This window comes from Streptococcus sp. SR4, from assembly GCF_000517725.1.
Taxonomy (GTDB): Bacteria; Bacillota; Bacilli; order Lactobacillales; family Streptococcaceae; genus Streptococcus; species Streptococcus salivarius_F.
On sequence record NZ_AZYW01000006.1, the window covers coordinates 49,410 to 65,306 of the forward strand.

Sequence of the window (15,897 nt, forward strand, 5' to 3'; positions counted from 1 at the left end):
ACATATGTTGCCTAAAAGATATCATAAAGAGGAAAGGCTTGTCAAGAAAAAACTGAAGACCACAAAACAAAAAACCAGACTACCGATAAGAGTGGAATCTGGTTTACTAACAAGATTCTAAGGCAAATCATTTCCTGCAGCCAAGTAGATTTGGTACCATTCCTTGCGGGTCAAATTCACCTCTGCTGCTTTCCCTGCTTCAAGGACATGTTGTGTCTTGGTCGTTCCGATGACCGCCTGAATCTTACCTGGATAGCGAAGGACCCAAGCAAGGGCGATAGCTGTCGGAGTGACTTGGTATTTTTTCGCCAAGTCATTGAGGACGTGATTGAGGTCCACAAACTCTTCATTGCCGACAAAATTTCCCTTGAAATAGCCATGCTGGAGGACAGACCAGGCCTGAATCACCGTATCGTTTAAGCGACAATACTCAAAGACACTGCCATCTCTCACAGCTGCTTTTGACCCTTCCATATTGACATGAAAACCAGCTTCAAAGCTCGGTGTAAAGGCAGCACTCAACTGCAACTGGTTGACCTTGAGAGGTTGTTTGACTGCGGTTTTGAGCAATTCCATCATCATAGGATTTTGATTGGATACCCCAAAATGACGAACCTTGCCCACTTGCTCCAAGTGATTGAATGCCTCTGCAACCTCTTCTGGTTCCATGAGGGCATCCGGTCGGTGAAGGAGAAGACTATCTAAACGCTCAATCTGCAGACGCTCGAGGATGCCATCGACAGAGTCCAAAATATAGTCCTTCGAAAAATCAAAATAGGTAAAGCCATCTTTGCGAATCCCACACTTAGACTGGATCCACATCTGGTCCCGAAGATCCGGGCGACGTTTGAGGACCTTACCAAGAAGCTGCTCACACTGGCCATTGCCATAAATATCCGCCAAATCAAAGGTGTTGATTCCAATCGACAAGGCTGCCTCCACCAAGGCCTCCACCTCGTCTTCACTCAATTCGCTAATACGCATCATCCCAAGGACAATCGTTGACAAACGCTCATTTTCAGCAAAATCAATATAGTTCATGTCTGTCTCCTTTTCTGTATCTCTATTGTAATGAAAAGGCTTTCAAAAATCAATTGAGAATTAAAAGGCCCTCAGCATCAACTGAGGGCTTGGATGATTTACGATAGCTAGGTCACCTTTGATAGTCTCTCAGAATCCCTAAGATTCAAGACTGGTAACACACCCATTGATTGTATTAAAGAAATGTAAGATAAGATTTTCAATAAGAAGAGCTCTCTATCACTTCCAAAAGCTTTTACAGATTTCTAACATGGATGAACATTTATTCTTTATAATAACGTTTGGTAATCTTGTATTGTGAAATAAGGATATAAATATAGATGATGGATACAACGAACAAAGCTAAGAGGATATCCGTCTGGAAGACAAGCCCAATGATTAAAATTCCTATTAGCATGATAGGCAAGATATAATTGCTTAACTTGACGACCACTTCGAAATTTTCCTCGTAGCTAATCTGTTTTTCTGCTTCATCCATCATACTCATCATGAATTCACGGACTACCTTGGTATTGGCATTGCGGGGAATTGGTTTTCCATAAAGCAGATGGAAGGTCTTGCGAAAGAAGATATCTGATAAGAAAAATAGGACAATCACGACAAGGAAGAGATAGAGTATGGTAAAGTCTCCAAAGATAAAAGTCAAGTTTCCTGTGCCAGGTCTATCCATATACATCAATTGACAATAAAAGATGATGACTAAAAAGTATGGCAAGATCATGATGCCTTTAAAAATGGTCGCTAACCCATACAGTTTTTTCTTCTGGATGTCATAGTGATAGGCTTCCTCTTCGTCTTCTATCTGGAGCATTTTTTGATGAACTTTTCTCGCGCTTATTAGTAAGGCTATCGTGACCATAAACACGATAAGAAACAAAAGTATTGAGCCCAAAAGGAGTACTTCTTTACTAAAGAAGGATTGGATTTCAAGTTTTTTTTCGGATCCGAACATGCCTGTCAAAAAACCAATGACTCCTCCAATCAAGCCGGAAGCTGTGATGATTCCGACATTTCTCCAAAACCGATAACGAGCGGAGCGTTCTTGTTGTTGCTTTTTCATATCATTCCTCTTCCTCTATTAAACTAAATACATTTTCAACTGGTTCCTTGAAAATCCGGGCAATGGTCATGGCGATAATGACAGAAGGTGTATACTCACCACGTTCCAAGAGACTGATGGACTGGCGCGAGACCCCTGCTAGCTTGGCTAGCTCAGATTGGTTGAGCCCATCACGCGCCCTCAACTCTTTCAGACGATTTTTTAATCTCATGATGACTACCTCAATTGCTGAATTAATTCAACATCTTCAATACGAACTAATTTTGTCACCCTGTGTTGTTTAATACCCTCACGGCTTAATTTAACCCAATCTTCATCAAAATCAACAATTTCCCAATTACTTCCAAAACCATTTAGTCTAATACTGACCGTTTGCCCTTTCAATTCTTCTAAAAGTCTAGACATTTCTTTACTTCCTTTCAATTGTTTTTCCAACCCTTTGATACGTTTGTTCAATCTTTTTATCTTCTTCTCTGAGCTTGCATAAACTATAAGCAGAAAAGGGATAAATAGAATCCATATGGCTCCCATAAGAATACCTCTCCTTCATTCGTCTAAAACTATTGTAACGCTTCTTTTTATTTTTGACAAGTATCTTTGTCAAAAATAAAAAGAACATTGTCAAAATTATTGGAAATAAGATATCAGTAGCTCATCTTTTCAAACCTTTTAGACTATCTCTCCTTCGATAAACGACTTGGAGAAATTGATGTGAAATCTACCACTAAGAAAGCACCCTAAACCAAATAATTTCAGATACTCAGAGATTTGGAGAACTGTCTTAACCTGTGTCTAAAAATTTAAAACCTAGAAACTCAAAACTTAGTCATGAAACTTCTTAGAAAATCGCTGACATTTGCTATCACCTAAGGAAAGTTTCAAAATTCAAGCTATACATTTTCTTGACATTACTAGTTTTAAAATAGAAAAAACTAGCAAGATTCCTCTATCCTGCTAGTCATTTGTCTTATCATTATGATTTTGTTCAGTCAGTACATAACCGACTGACTAAGTTAAGGTGATTATTTGTCGCCAAAAACTTTGAAACGGCCTTCTGTTTGGATGTCCTTATCTCCAGCTGGTGCTACGATTTGACCAAATGGTGCTTGGGCACGGAGCTTCCAGTTCGCTGGGATATCATATTTTTCAGCCAATTGGGCATCAACAAGTGGGTTATAGTGTTGCACGTTCATGCCGATATTCTTCTCAGCCAAAGCCAACCATGTTGCATAAAGAGCGATTCCGTGACCTTGTTCTGACCAAATTGGGAAGTTATCTGTATAAAGTGGGAATTGCTCTTGAAGGCCTTTCACCACATCTTGGTCTTCATAGAAGAGAACTGTTCCCTTAGCTTGGGCAAAACCTTTCAAACGTTCTTTTGTTCCCTCGAAGGCTTCTGCCGGTGTCACTTTTTCAAGCTCTGAATAAGCAATCTCATTCCAGAAAGCATCTGATTCTTCATCCAGCAAGATAACCACACGTGATGTTTGTGAGTTAAAAGCAGTTGGTGTGTTAAGAACCGCTTCTTGGATAGTATCAATCAATTCTTGATTTGAAAGTTCCACATCTTTTCCCAATGCATAGATAGAACGGCGTTTTGTTTGTAAATCTGTAAAGTTTGTCATCGTTATTTCCTCTTTCTTTGTGATATATGTTAATTGTTAAAATTGTTAAGTTTATTTGTAATAACTTTGATTACAATAACTATTATATAGACCCTTAATGTAATGTCAATAGTTACGACTTAAAAATCACTAATTATTATTTTTTTCTTACCCGTGTCAAAATACCATCATTATCCTCGAATGTTAAGGCATTAGAAGATAACCATTTGACCTCAGCTCCACGATTTTTAGCACGTTCTGAAATAGCAATCAAATCTACCTTGTCCTCTACTTCAAGGACGTAATAGGCAAGACCAGGCATATCTTCTTCACGTTTGGCCAAGTCTTTTCCACCCCATTCATTGACCGCTAGGTGATGATGGTAATCACCTGAAGCAATCCAACTAGCACTTGGAATAGTGAATTTATCTGCTAGCTCCAAAACTTCCTGATAGAAAGCTGAAGCTAACTGACTATCCTTGACTGATAAATGAATATGTCCCATTCGGGTTTCCTCAGCAATGACAAAAGGTTCAACCTTGCGTCCCATCTCGTAAATTTCTTGGGCTGAGAGTTCTTCTGTTACCCCAACAATGCGACCGTCCTCACGAATATCCCACTCAGCGACTGGCTTATCTCGATAGAGCTCAATACCATTGCCCTCAAGGTCTTCCAAATAAAGAGCTTCACTATAACCATGGTCAGCTGCACCAACAAAAGGATAGTCCAGTTCAGCAATATGTTTGAAAACATCAGCTAGATCCTCGCGAGAAGGTAATAAAATCGCCATATGGTAAAGGCCATAACTGGACTTGACCGCTTCCTCACGATTAGTTTGAATCAAGTGGACCAAAGGCTTGTTCCCAGATCCCAAGATAACCTCTTTTTCCGTTTGGGAGAGGATTTCAAGACCTATAATCTGTGAATAAAAGGCTGTCTGACCAGCCAAATCCTTAACATTTAGCACTGCCTCTGCTAAATAAATCTTACTATTGTAATCGTATGTCATATGATTTTTCTCCTGTGTTGTAATCTTTTATATGACAATATTATACTTGGTTTAATTGTAATGTCAATTATTACAACTTAGAAACAAAAAAAGAAACCGAAGAACTTTCGATTTCCTAGCGTTTGCTGACTAAACAATCAAGCTCCGGCTTCTTTCCAGTTGGCCTTTGCATCTTTTAAAATACCAGCCAGTGTTTTCTTTTCAAGCTCTTTTTCCATTGCCATTTGAACCTCTTCTAGGCTTTGATCCAAGATTCCATGAATATTTCGTCCTACTGGACAGGCTGGGTTAGGATTGTCATGGAAACTAAAGAGTTGACCACTTGGGCCGATGCTATCCACAGCACGATAAACCTGAAGAAGGTTGATTTCTTCTGGGTCCTTGAGCAAGCTAGCTCCACCTGTTCCCCTTTGAACTGAAATTAAGTCTGCTTTCTTTAGTTGCGACAAGGTTTTGCGGATAATAACAGGGTTAACTCCCACACTACCAGCCATAAAGTCACTGGTTAACTTAGTTTCATTTCCCTTATTTTGTGCTATAAGAGTCAAAATATGAACGGCAATGGTAAAGCGACTTGGAATTTGCATATTTGGGACCTCTCATTCTTCTTTGCTATTTTACTTGATTATAACAAAAAGAAAGTTGTAAAACAAGGAGTTACAACAACTTAAGGAGTCAGTCTTATCACTAAAAAAGATAGAGCCATTATAGACTCTATCTGATTGTGTTTGATGACAAACAACTAGAACTGATAAGCTATATTATTCTCACTTACTGAGGCTCTAGCTTAGTCTTTTGCTTCTTACGAACGCCTTGACCTTCAATATGTTGTCTAACTAAATCTACAACTTCATCATTGGTTGGTAAATCCGAGTGCTGAGCATCTTCACCTGTAACAGTGATTTCAGTATAACTTTTTGCTTGGTTCTGATAGATGTATTTCCCAGCGGAAACACTGGCATCAGGCACCAACTCATCCGAATCATAGGTGATTGTCCCTGCTACTGAATAAACATGAAGTGTCGAAGGAATATTCTCCTTGCCAGCTATGAAATCCGCTAGCATGACTGATTTATTTTTGATATTAGTTTCAGTGAAATTATAGGGCGTCCCGATAGTCATGAGTGAGTTTATCTTGACATCATAGTCACCCAGATAGTTTTCAATAAAGGCTGTATAAATCAGACCACCATTTGAATGGGCCAGACCTTTAAAATTATTGAAATTGTATTTCTTCTGCAAGGCTTCAAAGGCCTTATTCATCATCTTAGCCTGTTTCTTGATATTGCTATAGCCGTCTTTATTATTCTCAAATCCGATAACGATAACTGGCTCGTTATCCTTATCCTTGATTTTACCATTAAAGGTGATACGGCCATTGTTCCAGACCTTGACCTTGAGAAGGCTATGCTTGACCCCACGACGATCCTGATTGAGCTTACGTACCAGGCCATCAAAACGATTTTCCGTCGCAGAGCTCCCCGGAATCATAATAATAGGAGACAATTTAGAATTATAGAAGGTCTCAATTTCCTTAACATTTTTCTTTGTCCAACTATATGACGGAACAGCCAGACCGATGAGGAAGACTGCAACAAGGATAAAGACCAACTTCATTTTTTTACTGAACTTCATTGCTTTCTCCTTCCTCTTTCAAACCGTGTTGTACCTTATTAGACAGATGAACAAAGGGAATAAAGATAGCAACATCAACCGCAAAACAGAGCAAGCTAACAGCAAGTGCCCTCAGGCTACCACCAGTTCCGATAAAAGCATAAAGAAGACTAGGCGTTCCATCTGGGACAGGATAAACCGCTGCAGGCATAAGACGAATAGCCAGAGCTACCGCAGCAATTCCCATATTGACCATGGGTGCTAGAAGAAAAGGAATCAGATAAACCAGATTAAGTAAGACTGGTATCCCTACCATCAAGGGAGCCCCATTATTAAAAAGACTAGGGAACACACTGAGGAGACTGACCTTCTTATCCTTAAAGCTGGTTGATTTTAAAAGCAAGGCCACTAAGAGTGCCAGACATGATCCAATACCTGCAACCAAACCGTAACTATGATAGAGATTAGTCAAAGTGTAAAGATGGGGAAGGCCAACCGTCGTATGATGAGAGACAGCGTAAGTCAGATTCTCCAAAGCAAAACTATCCTCAGTAATAGCATTGTGAGCAAAAGCCTGACTATTGCCAATCCAGGCAGAGAAGGTATTCAAGAGCCCTATCATAAAGGTTGATAATAGATGATTGTCCGTTACGGTAACTATCGATATATACTGACTAATGGTCTGAAAAACATTACGTTGCTCTCCCACTACCAAAAGAATATTAAATCCAACAGCAAGAATCAGGGACAAAAAGATGGGACGGACAGTTTTTGGCTGATAAATATAGTCCTTGTCTACAATCTGGTCATCACTAGCTCTTGAAAAGCGGAAAATCTGGCCAACCAGATAACCCACGAAGATGGCCAGCATAATATTAACCGAAGCTGGTAAACTGATACGTGTCAAATCGCCATCGTTTAGGGGAGACATTAACAACTCCCGCGATCCTATTATCAAGCTGACCAAAAGAGAGGTCACGCCAGCCGTACCAGTACTCCTACCATAGTGGCCAGCCGTGTATTTTCCTGCAAAGTAGGTTGACATAGGGCCCGCTAAGCCACCAAGAAAGCTGGAGAGATTGTTGAGCACTTGCCCAGTTATCTTAAAAGCTGGCAGCCAGTCAGAAACTGAAAACAACTGGTTAATATAACCAAGCTCTGAAAAGACAGATAGTGAAATCACCCGAATAATTCCTGAAAACAGGAAGAAAGGAAAGAGCGAAACCAAGGTTTTCTGCGTAATCTGGACAAAGCCTCGCTCACGAAACCAGAGAAACCTCTGGATCAAATAGTTAGTCATAACAGACTCCTAGCAAAAGGTAAAATCTACCTTATATTCAAACGTTTTCTTTCATTATAGCACAAAGAGAGGGGCCTTACCTTAATCGTGGGTTAAAGCAAATTCCCATTCTTGCTAAAAAACACTTAGCTCTCTCTTAATACAAGAAAAAACCATAAGTCTCTACTTCCGAGACCTATGGTCGATTATTTATTATGCAAAAGTTGTCACATCAGAAGCGTCCAAACGAACAGACTCAAAGCCTTCTTCATTGGCTTTACCAAGAGCAATGAGCAAAACTGGCACATGACGGTCTTCATCAAGGCTAAATGATTTGGCAAGACCATCTTTTTTATAGCCACCGATGGCGTTGGTATCATAGCCGTATGAACGAGCAACCAACATCAACTGCATAGCAGCAAGGCTGGCATCAATGTGGACAATTTCATTCATCATTTCTCGAGGAGCATTTTCATACATTGGTACAATACTTGACAGTTGTTTTTCTTTGACCTCTTCAGGCATCTTTCCTTGAGCAACAGCCTTACCGTAGATATCTTCAGCTCTTTCTTGGCTCTTCAAATCAGCAAAAATAAGAACCATGGCTGATGATGTTTCATTTTGCACCCCATTGTAGCTGACAAAAGGTTTCAACTTTTCTTTGCCTTCTGCGCTTTCAACGACCACAAAACGCCATGGTTGCATGTTGACTGATGATGGTGCTGTAACAGTTTTATCTAAGATTTCCAACAATTCTTCTCGTGGAATCTTAACAGATGGATCAAAGTTACGAATGGAACGACGGTTATATACAATATCTGAAAAATCATTGCTTACTACAGGCATCTTATGTCTCCTTTTTTGATTAAATGAAAATAATATAATCAAAATTATAACACAAGACAATTGTTATCAAAAATATTTGCTACAAAACACCTAAAGATTAGTCTCCTTGAGTCCTAAGCGTTTCACTTCAGAGGAATAGTAAACCATGATGGTAATGAGACTGAGTGTGATTATCCAGATTGACCAAATATGGATAAAATGCATCAGAAAGGCTGCGACAATAGCACCGACGACAAAGCTCCCTACGACAAAGCAATAATTGACAGCCTGACGACGATATTCTTTCTGATCACCGCTTCCCTGAATGGCATAATAGAGAGCCGTTAACATCCTTCGATAATTTCCTGAGGTCATAAAAATCACGAAAGGATGATTCTCAATCTGACTGCCAGTAAAGGTCTTCATCATGATACCTGCAGAAAAAGCGATAATAGGGAGCTCAATCAAGGCATTTGAAGGTAGAAAAGGCAGGATGGCTGTCATGACACAAAGTGGAAGCAGACCATAAACTCGCCAATAAGCATTCTTACGTTGGTCTTTAAACCACATGCCAAAAAGAAAGCCTAAAGAAAAGAAAAAAATCGAAAAGCAACGCAATAAGTTATAGTACATACTACTGTTTCGCCAGTCAGCGACCAACCAAAGGATATTCCCAGTCTGTGTAGCAACCAAACTATGGTAGTACATATGACAAAAGACATCCAAAGCCCCTCCTGAGAAACTTAGCAAATTTGCCATCAGACGTGTATTTTGAGGAAGAAGGTTTCGCGATTCCATAGCATAACTTCCCTTCTAATAGTGATTGATATGATGACTTTATTATAGCAAATTCGGGCACACACAGTAGAAAAAAACAACCCTAACGAGTTGCTTCTATCCTATTAAAAATTAACTGTGTCAGGGTCATCCTGAGTTTTGATGCTAATAGATATCACGTCTATGACCAACTTCGAGAGCAAGTATGATTAGTTCATTGTCCTGAATATTGACAATAACACGATAGGCACCAATACGATAGCGCCATTGTCCAGTTCGATTGGCAACCAATGCCTTACCCTTAGCTCTTGGATTATCTGTGACACGATTGAGATAAGACTTAATTTGTTTCCTGACAAAAGGATCCAACTTTTTAAAACTTTTGGCAAATTTAGGGGTTGGTACTATCTTATAGGTCATCCCAATTTAGCACCTCCCCACCGTTTTCAAGATAGTCTTCATATTCTGCTAATGCCAAATCGGCTACTCTAGCATCGTATTCATCCTCAATGGCGTCTAAAGTCTTGGTACGAATTAATTCTGACAAGGATACGCCTTCAAATTTCGCAATTGCCTGCATGAACTTCTTATCTGCTTCTGAAACCTTCAATGTAATTGTTGTCATATCCTTAACCTCGTTCTCTTTTGTAACACCATTGTATTACCTCTCCTTCTTCTTGTCAATTTTGATAATAGGTTCATACTCTTATTCGTAAAACAATAAAAACAACCCTCACGAGTTGCTTCTATTCTATTAAAAATTAACTGTGTCAGGATTATCCTGAGTCTTGATGCCTTGAATCTTATCCAAGACTGCCATATCTTCCTCCGACAAATCAAAGTCAAAGATATCCAAGTTGGCTTCAATATTTTTTGGTGTCACTGACTTAGGTAGTGGCAAGAAACCTTTTTGAAGGCTCCAACGTAGGGCGACTTGAGCAACAGATTTTCCGTTACGTTCAGCCACTGCTTCAACCTCTTCATTTCCAAAAATGCTACCAGTACCCAGTGGGCTGTAAGCTTCAAGAAGAATGTCACGATCTTGGCAATAAGCAACCAAATCTTCTTGGGCACAACCTGGAGCCAAGAGAATTTGGTTAACATGTGGCACAATTTCAGCCGTTTCAAGGAGAGCTTCAAGGTGATGTTGCATAAAGTTAGATACCCCAATAACACGAACCTTACCATCTTTATAGGCTTCTTCCATTGCCTTCCAAGCGCCTGCATTGCCAGCCTTCCAAGCATCATTTTCACGAAGAGCCTTAGGATTTGGCCAGTGAATGAGCAAAAGATCCAAATAATCCACACCTAATCTTTCAAGTGACTCGTCGATAGAGGCTTTAGCCAATTCGTAATCGTGCTTGTCATTCCAAAGTTTTGTTGTTAGGAAAATATCCTCACGCGCCACATCACTATCAGCAATCGCCTTACCTACAGAAACCTCGTTACCGTAGATTTGCGCTGTATCAATATGTGTGTAACCAGCCTTAAGTGCGAAAGTAACGCTGTTATAAGCTTCTTCCCCTTCTGGAATCTGCCAAGTTCCAAAACCGATTTTAGGAATCGTAACGCCATTTGAAAGTGTATATGTTTCCATCCTGTTCTCCTTTTCAATTTGTAACAGAATTATCTTAAAAGATATAAGATAAAAATGCAAAGATTTGCTACGGTGTGTAGGAAAAAACTCCAAGTGGTAGTTTGTGACCAGATGGAGCTTCTATTCCTTATAATTAATCTCTATCATCATAGCCTTTTGGATGACTTGAATGCCATGCCCAGGCACTTTCGATGATTTTTTCGATGTTGTCAAATTGTGGTTTCCAACCTAGTACCGTACGAGCCTTTTCAGAGGATGCAATCAATGTATCTGGGTCACCAGGACGACGATCAGCCTTTTCAGCTAGGATTTCCTTACCTGTTACCTTACGAGCTGCTTCAAGGATTTGGAGGTTTGAAAATCCAGTTGAAGAACCGAGGTTGAAGGCTGTTGACTCATTACCTTTGCGGAGATACTCCACTGCTAAAAGATGGGCATCTGCCAAGTCAAATGGATGCACGTAGTCACGAACATTAGTTCCGTCTGGAGTATTGTAGTCGTCACCAAAAATCATGATTTTCTCGCGCACACCTTGAGCCACTTGGAGAATAATTGGCAAGAGGTGGGTTTCAGGACCATGGTCTTCACCGATAGAACCGTCAGGCTTGGCTCCCGCTACATTAAAGTAACGAAGAGGGACATACTTGATGCCGTAGGCTTGGTCTGACCACTTCATGATGGTTTCCATCATGAGCTTGCTTTCACCGTAAGGATTGATTGGCTTTTGTGGTGTGGTTTCAAGGATTGGAATTTCCTCAGGAATACCATAAGTCGCAGCTGTTGATGAGAAGACAATGTATTTGACACCACATTCGTTCATGACTTCTAGCAACTTCACCATACCAGCTGTATTATTGTCGAAATACTTAAGTGGTTTTTCCATAGACTCAGCCACAAGTGAGTAAGCCGCAAAGTGAATAACCGCATCGACATCAGGATTTTCCTTAAAGACCTTACGCATAAAGTCCTGATCTGCCAAATCTCCCTGGTAGAATACAGCGTCTGGATGAACTGCCGCACGGTGACCTGTCACCAAGTTATCCACGACAACGACTTTTTCTTGACCCGCTTCAACCAAACGGTCCACCATGTGAGAACCGATGTAACCAGCTCCACCTAAAACTAAGATTGCCATAAAATTCACCTTTTTCTTATTTTTCTATTATTATAACATAATTCTAGTCTACAAGACTAACCTGAGTTAAGTAAGGGGAAAGAAGATAAAAAATGGTCATCAACAGTTAGTTGACAACCATTTTTCTTTCTATCTCACCTTGACACAAAGGGCATCCCAGGCTTGGAGTTTGCCTTGGTCTGTAATTGGCTCTAATTCGGTATTTGCAATGACAACTTCTGCTCTTTCGAAATCATAACAGAAGTCTTGTTCTTGGTCTGATAGGTTGACTACAACCAGATAACTGCTATCTTCGGTTTTCCGAATATAAGCAAATACTTTTGTGGCTGTCTCCAAGAGTTCAAAGTCAGCATCTACCAACCAATCTTGAGTTTTACGAAGCACAACGAGCTTCTGATAGGTATAGAAAATCGATTCTGGATTGGCGAGGGCTGACTCAACATTTATGTCCTTATAGTTCGGATTAACAGGTAGCCAAGTCTTATCCGATGTGCTAAATCCAGCATTTTTAGACGCATCCCATTGCATTGGTGTTCGAGCGTTGTCACGACCCACCTGACGGATTTGGTCCATGATACTTTCTAGTGATGCCCCTTTTTCGAGAGCTTCTTTAGCATAGTTGAGAGATTCAATGTCATTCAATTCTTTCAAAGTTCTAAAAGGATAATTGGTCATGCCTATTTCTTCACCTTGATAAATATAAGGTGTTCCCCTCATGAGATGAAGGAGGATAGCTAAGGCCTTGGCTGACTTCTCACGATAAACACCAGTATCTCCCCACATTGAAAGAATACGAGGTAGATCATGATTATTCCAGAATAGTGAGTTCCACCCTTGTCCCAACTCTAACTCAGTTTGCCATTTATTGAAAATAGCCTTAAGTGCTGAAACATTTAACTCCTTCTCATACTCCCATTTAGGGCTATCTGGCTTATGCTGAAGTCCAATATGTTCGAACTGAAAAACCATTGAAAGTTCTTGATTATCAGGATTTGAATACTGTTTAGCAATTTCAGGTGTCGCTCCCCAGGTTTCACCAACGGTTAGAAGGTCATGCTTACCAAAGCTCGCCTGATTCATTTCCTTGATGTAATCGTGAAGCCTTGGACCGTTTGTATCAATCAGTTGATCTGGAATCTTACCAATCATATCAATCACATCCATGCGGAAACCACCGATTCCCTTATCAATCCAGAAATTCATCATGTCATAAACTTTCTGGCGGAGCTGTGGATTTTCCCAATTGAGGTCTGGCTGTTTCTTACTAAAGAAATGCAGATAATATTGGCCTGAGGTCTCATCATATTCCCAAGCGGAGCCACTAAAGATAGATACTAACTCGTTAGGTTTGTCTCGCCAGATGTAGAAATCTCGTTCAAGACTTTCTGGATTTTCACGCGCTTCGATAAACCAAGCATGCTCATCAGACGTATGGTTAACCACCAAGTCCATAACAATTTGAATATCACGCTTCTTGGCTTCCGCCAAAAGCTCATCCATGTCACTCATGTCTCCAAAAATATCTGCAATAGCCTCATAGTTAGCGATATCATAGCCATTGTCATCCATTGGGCTATCATAGACAGGCGAAAGCCATAGGGCTGTTATTCCGAGTTTTTGAAGATAATCTAGTTTACTTGTAATCCCCTTGAGATCACCGATACCATCACCATTGGAATCCATGAATGATTTAGGGTAAATTTGATAAATCGTAGCTTTATGCCACCAGTATTTTTGCATGATTCTACTCCTCGTTTTTATTATCATCGTGAGTCTGATGGTTCTATTTTACGTTTTTCTAGAAGTTATGCAAGCGTTTTCTTCCATTGTTTAAAACATTTCAATGACCTATACTTCAAACTCCTTAAACTTTTGGTAATATTGAAAAATAATAGAGTTGAAATGTAAGGTTAGCCTTTGCTTATTTTAACAATACAAAAAAAACGATGGTTAATAGCTTAACTATCGCTTTTTACTTTTTGGGCAAGACCATAACAAAGCGCCTCCCCGTAGAACTTTCTTCAAATCTATAGCTAAGTTCCTCATGCTCTAAAAGGTATTTGACCACAAAAAGGCCTAATCCTCCTTCTTTCTTAGACTGAGCTTTAGTTGAAATATTTTCTTTAGATACACTCGTATTTTCAATGACAAAATCGGTTCCTTCATTTTCTAAACCTATTCGAATCACTCCACCCTTATCAGAATGCTTGACTGCATTACTGATGATATTTGAGAGAACCAATTTCAAAATAGGTAAATTCATGAAAATACTAGTTGCCGGAAGATAATTGTCAATTAATAGGGAGCGATTCTCAACCAACACTTGATTTTGAGTGAGTATGCGATTTACCACATCATCTAACTGAATCCACTCCTTATCACCAGCCAATTCCTGGACAGAGGACAGGGACAGGATTTCTAGGACGATCTGATTCATCTCATCGACGATATCGAGGGAGACCGCCAGATAGCGGTCCCGATCCTTGTAGCGGCCGATCTTATCCCGCATATTTTCTAGGATAATCTTCAAGCTGGCCAGAGGCGTCTTGAGCTCATGCGAAGCCCCCCGAAGGAATTCGACCTTCATCTGCTCCAACTTCAGATTTTCCTGTTTCTGCTGCTCTAGATTGTCGATCACCTCTAAAAGATGGTGATAGAGGTCGTTGATCTGTTGCTTGAGAACGCCAATCTCATCCTGCGAATGAATGGGAAGACTAGCTGTCCGATCCAGCCGTTTCATCCGCTTGGTCATCTGCTTGATCTCAAGGATCGGAGCGGAAATCATGCGGGCATAGAGATAGGAGGCAATTAGCGACAGAACAAAGGAAGCAAGGAGACTATAGGGAAGAAAGCCCAGACTGATGTCCCGAGCTTCCTTTTGCGAATCGACGGTCGCTAAGAATTGCAAGGTCAGGTATTTCCCTTCCTTAGTCTGAATCTTTCGCTCTTCAATGACCAGGAAATTATTCTGGCTGTCAGGGTTCAGGAGCAGATCATCCTTTACCTCTATGGCATTTTGTTTTTCCTTGCCCTTGATCGAGACCTTGATATCATTGGTCTTGGAATAAAGGTCGATGACCGACTCAATGGTCCCTTCTGCCTGACCCTGGAAACTCTTGGCCAGAGCCTGTGATTTCTTCAAAATCGTCTGGCGCTGGGACTCGATATAGGTCGATGGAAAAATAAAGTAAACCGAAGCATGTAGAAGGATGACTAAGCTACTAAAAAGGGCAAAGGTGATCAGAAAGATTTTTGCAAAGATACTCCGTTTGGTCATGGTCTCTCCAATTTATAGCCGACATTACGTACCGTAACGATACAGTCCAGCTCTAGTTTTTTTCGTAGTTCCTTGATATAGACATCGATCACCCGGTCAAAAGGAATCTCCTCCGTCTCCTTCCAGACGGCATCGAGGATCTGAGAGCGGGTCCGGGCCTTCCCTTCATTCTGGAGCAAGTATTCCAAGATTTCCAACTCCTTGGCATTCATGGAGATAGCTTGCCCAGCTAGGCTGGCTGTATAACTCTCAAAATCCACCCGTGCCTCTCCATAGGTGAAGACCCGTGAAGGTTGAAGCTTTTTAAAAATAGCTTCAATCCGGACCTTCAAGAGGGACAAGGAGAAAGGTTTTTCCAGATAGCCATCTGCCAGCTCTCCAAAGGCCGTCAACTTATAGTCCTCGTCATGGAAGGCCGTCAGCATGAGGACAGGGACTGAGCTGGTCTTCCGGATGGTCTTGAGCACTTCCAAGCCATTGAGGATAGGGAGCTGGATGTCCAGCAAGACCAGATCCGGCGCCTCTCTGTGAAAGAGGTCCAGGGCCTCCTGCCCATCGCCTGCTTCAAAGACCTCATAACCACATTCCATGAGATAGTCGCTCATCCCTTCGCGAATCAGGACTTCATCTTCTACGATTAGTATCTTCATACATTATCCTTTTCATCTATATATGGTCT

At 40.7% G+C, this 15,897-nt stretch carries 18 protein-coding genes; all 18 read right to left on the bottom strand.

The window, feature by feature from the left end; genetic code table 11:
* Positions 1-117 precede the first annotated feature (117 nt).
* The 18 genes from HMPREF1519_RS00245 to HMPREF1519_RS00330 all read right to left on the bottom strand — a co-directional run bounded on the left by HMPREF1519_RS00245 (position 118) and on the right by HMPREF1519_RS00330 (position 15,868).
* Entirely contained in the window at positions 118-1,041 is a 924-nt protein-coding gene (locus HMPREF1519_RS00245) for an aldo/keto reductase (protein ID WP_022496472.1), read from the bottom strand.
* Positions 1,042-1,303: 262 nt separating this feature from the next.
* A complete protein-coding gene (locus HMPREF1519_RS00250; protein WP_037610497.1) occupies positions 1,304-2,101 on the bottom strand; it encodes a DUF3169 family protein in 798 nt (265 codons plus the stop codon).
* 1 nt (position 2,102) lies between these two features.
* Positions 2,103-2,312: a helix-turn-helix transcriptional regulator gene (locus HMPREF1519_RS00255; protein WP_037610499.1), complete on the bottom strand. Its 210-nt coding sequence runs from the start codon at positions 2,310-2,312 to the stop codon at positions 2,103-2,105.
* Positions 2,313-2,317: 5 nt separating this feature from the next.
* Positions 2,318-2,632 carry an aspartyl-tRNA synthetase gene (locus HMPREF1519_RS00260; RefSeq protein WP_037610501.1) on the bottom strand — a complete coding sequence of 105 codons (315 nt, stop codon included), beginning with the start codon at positions 2,630-2,632 and terminating at the stop codon, positions 2,318-2,320.
* 491 nt (positions 2,633-3,123) lie between these two features.
* Entirely contained in the window at positions 3,124-3,726 is a 603-nt protein-coding gene (locus HMPREF1519_RS00265; RefSeq protein ID WP_037610503.1) for a nitroreductase family protein, read from the bottom strand.
* A 136-nt stretch (positions 3,727-3,862) separates the two neighbouring features.
* A complete protein-coding gene (locus HMPREF1519_RS00270; RefSeq protein WP_037610505.1) occupies positions 3,863-4,714 on the bottom strand; it encodes a VOC family protein in 852 nt (283 codons plus the stop codon).
* Between the two features lie 137 nt (positions 4,715-4,851).
* Positions 4,852-5,301: an Rrf2 family transcriptional regulator gene (locus HMPREF1519_RS00275; RefSeq protein ID WP_037610507.1), complete on the bottom strand. Its 450-nt coding sequence runs from the start codon at positions 5,299-5,301 to the stop codon at positions 4,852-4,854.
* A 184-nt stretch (positions 5,302-5,485) separates the two neighbouring features.
* Positions 5,486-6,349 (bottom strand): alpha/beta hydrolase, encoded by an 864-nt coding sequence (locus HMPREF1519_RS00280; protein ID WP_037610509.1) that lies wholly within the window; start codon positions 6,347-6,349, stop codon positions 5,486-5,488.
* A complete protein-coding gene (locus HMPREF1519_RS00285; protein WP_037610511.1) occupies positions 6,336-7,628 on the bottom strand; it encodes a PTS transporter subunit EIIC in 1,293 nt (430 codons plus the stop codon). Before HMPREF1519_RS00285 ends, HMPREF1519_RS00280 begins: the two co-directional genes overlap by 14 nt.
* A 192-nt stretch (positions 7,629-7,820) precedes the next feature.
* A complete protein-coding gene (locus HMPREF1519_RS00290) occupies positions 7,821-8,453 on the bottom strand; it encodes a nitroreductase family protein (protein ID WP_022496190.1) in 633 nt (210 codons plus the stop codon).
* A 90-nt stretch (positions 8,454-8,543) separates the two neighbouring features.
* On the bottom strand, positions 8,544-9,230 hold the full coding sequence (locus HMPREF1519_RS00295; protein ID WP_037610513.1) for a DUF1275 family protein: 687 nt from the start codon (positions 9,228-9,230) through the stop codon (positions 8,544-8,546).
* 144 nt (positions 9,231-9,374) lie between these two features.
* On the bottom strand, positions 9,375-9,629 hold the full coding sequence (locus tag HMPREF1519_RS00300) for a type II toxin-antitoxin system RelE family toxin (protein ID WP_013990357.1): 255 nt from the start codon (positions 9,627-9,629) through the stop codon (positions 9,375-9,377).
* Positions 9,619-9,834: a type II toxin-antitoxin system RelB family antitoxin gene (gene relB, locus HMPREF1519_RS00305; protein WP_013990356.1), complete on the bottom strand. Its 216-nt coding sequence runs from the start codon at positions 9,832-9,834 to the stop codon at positions 9,619-9,621. The genes HMPREF1519_RS00300 and relB overlap by 11 nt, the downstream gene beginning before the upstream one ends.
* Positions 9,835-9,963: 129 nt before the next feature.
* Complete coding sequence (locus HMPREF1519_RS00310) at positions 9,964-10,806, bottom strand: aldo/keto reductase (protein WP_022496074.1); 843 nt, start codon at positions 10,804-10,806, stop codon at positions 9,964-9,966.
* A 133-nt stretch (positions 10,807-10,939) separates the two neighbouring features.
* Positions 10,940-11,941 carry a UDP-glucose 4-epimerase GalE gene (gene galE, locus HMPREF1519_RS00315; protein ID WP_037610516.1) on the bottom strand — a complete coding sequence of 334 codons (1,002 nt, stop codon included), beginning with the start codon at positions 11,939-11,941 and terminating at the stop codon, positions 10,940-10,942.
* 129 nt (positions 11,942-12,070) lie between these two features.
* On the bottom strand, positions 12,071-13,681 hold the full coding sequence (dexB, locus tag HMPREF1519_RS00320) for a glucan 1,6-alpha-glucosidase DexB (RefSeq protein WP_037610518.1): 1,611 nt from the start codon (positions 13,679-13,681) through the stop codon (positions 12,071-12,073).
* Between the two features lie 232 nt (positions 13,682-13,913).
* The gene (locus HMPREF1519_RS00325) at positions 13,914-15,218 is read right to left on the bottom strand and encodes a sensor histidine kinase (protein ID WP_037610520.1); all 1,305 of its coding nucleotides are present in this window, start codon (positions 15,216-15,218) and stop codon (positions 13,914-13,916) included.
* Positions 15,215-15,868 (bottom strand): response regulator transcription factor, encoded by a 654-nt coding sequence (locus HMPREF1519_RS00330; RefSeq protein WP_037610522.1) that lies wholly within the window; start codon positions 15,866-15,868, stop codon positions 15,215-15,217. Before HMPREF1519_RS00330 ends, HMPREF1519_RS00325 begins: the two co-directional genes overlap by 4 nt.
* Positions 15,869-15,897 lie beyond the last annotated feature (29 nt).

What these genes read in the sequence shown, in the direction of transcription:
- relB (WP_013990356.1), bottom strand. Translation starts at nt 9,834, where the DNA reads ATGACAACAATTACATTGAAGGTTTCAGAAGCAGATAAGAAGTTCATG.
- HMPREF1519_RS00300 (WP_013990357.1), bottom strand. Translation starts at nt 9,629, where the DNA reads ATGACCTATAAGATAGTACCAACCCCTAAATTTGCCAAAAGTTTTAAA.
- HMPREF1519_RS00250 (WP_037610497.1), bottom strand. Translation starts at nt 2,101, where the DNA reads ATGAAAAAGCAACAACAAGAACGCTCCGCTCGTTATCGGTTTTGGAGA.
- HMPREF1519_RS00275 (WP_037610507.1), bottom strand. Translation starts at nt 5,301, where the DNA reads ATGCAAATTCCAAGTCGCTTTACCATTGCCGTTCATATTTTGACTCTT.
- dexB (WP_037610518.1), bottom strand. Translation starts at nt 13,681, where the DNA reads ATGCAAAAATACTGGTGGCATAAAGCTACGATTTATCAAATTTACCCT.
- galE (WP_037610516.1), bottom strand. Translation starts at nt 11,941, where the DNA reads ATGGCAATCTTAGTTTTAGGTGGAGCTGGTTACATCGGTTCTCACATG.
- HMPREF1519_RS00295 (WP_037610513.1), bottom strand. Translation starts at nt 9,230, where the DNA reads ATGGAATCGCGAAACCTTCTTCCTCAAAATACACGTCTGATGGCAAAT.
- HMPREF1519_RS00255 (WP_037610499.1), bottom strand. Translation starts at nt 2,312, where the DNA reads ATGAGATTAAAAAATCGTCTGAAAGAGTTGAGGGCGCGTGATGGGCTC.
- HMPREF1519_RS00285 (WP_037610511.1), bottom strand. Translation starts at nt 7,628, where the DNA reads ATGACTAACTATTTGATCCAGAGGTTTCTCTGGTTTCGTGAGCGAGGC.
- HMPREF1519_RS00330 (WP_037610522.1), bottom strand. Translation starts at nt 15,868, where the DNA reads ATGAAGATACTAATCGTAGAAGATGAAGTCCTGATTCGCGAAGGGATG.
- HMPREF1519_RS00325 (WP_037610520.1), bottom strand. Translation starts at nt 15,218, where the DNA reads ATGACCAAACGGAGTATCTTTGCAAAAATCTTTCTGATCACCTTTGCC.
- HMPREF1519_RS00310 (WP_022496074.1), bottom strand. Translation starts at nt 10,806, where the DNA reads ATGGAAACATATACACTTTCAAATGGCGTTACGATTCCTAAAATCGGT.
- HMPREF1519_RS00245 (WP_022496472.1), bottom strand. Translation starts at nt 1,041, where the DNA reads ATGAACTATATTGATTTTGCTGAAAATGAGCGTTTGTCAACGATTGTC.
- HMPREF1519_RS00260 (WP_037610501.1), bottom strand. Translation starts at nt 2,632, where the DNA reads ATGGGAGCCATATGGATTCTATTTATCCCTTTTCTGCTTATAGTTTAT.
- HMPREF1519_RS00280 (WP_037610509.1), bottom strand. Translation starts at nt 6,349, where the DNA reads ATGAAGTTCAGTAAAAAAATGAAGTTGGTCTTTATCCTTGTTGCAGTC.
- HMPREF1519_RS00290 (WP_022496190.1), bottom strand. Translation starts at nt 8,453, where the DNA reads ATGCCTGTAGTAAGCAATGATTTTTCAGATATTGTATATAACCGTCGT.
- HMPREF1519_RS00270 (WP_037610505.1), bottom strand. Translation starts at nt 4,714, where the DNA reads ATGACATACGATTACAATAGTAAGATTTATTTAGCAGAGGCAGTGCTA.
- HMPREF1519_RS00265 (WP_037610503.1), bottom strand. Translation starts at nt 3,726, where the DNA reads ATGACAAACTTTACAGATTTACAAACAAAACGCCGTTCTATCTATGCA.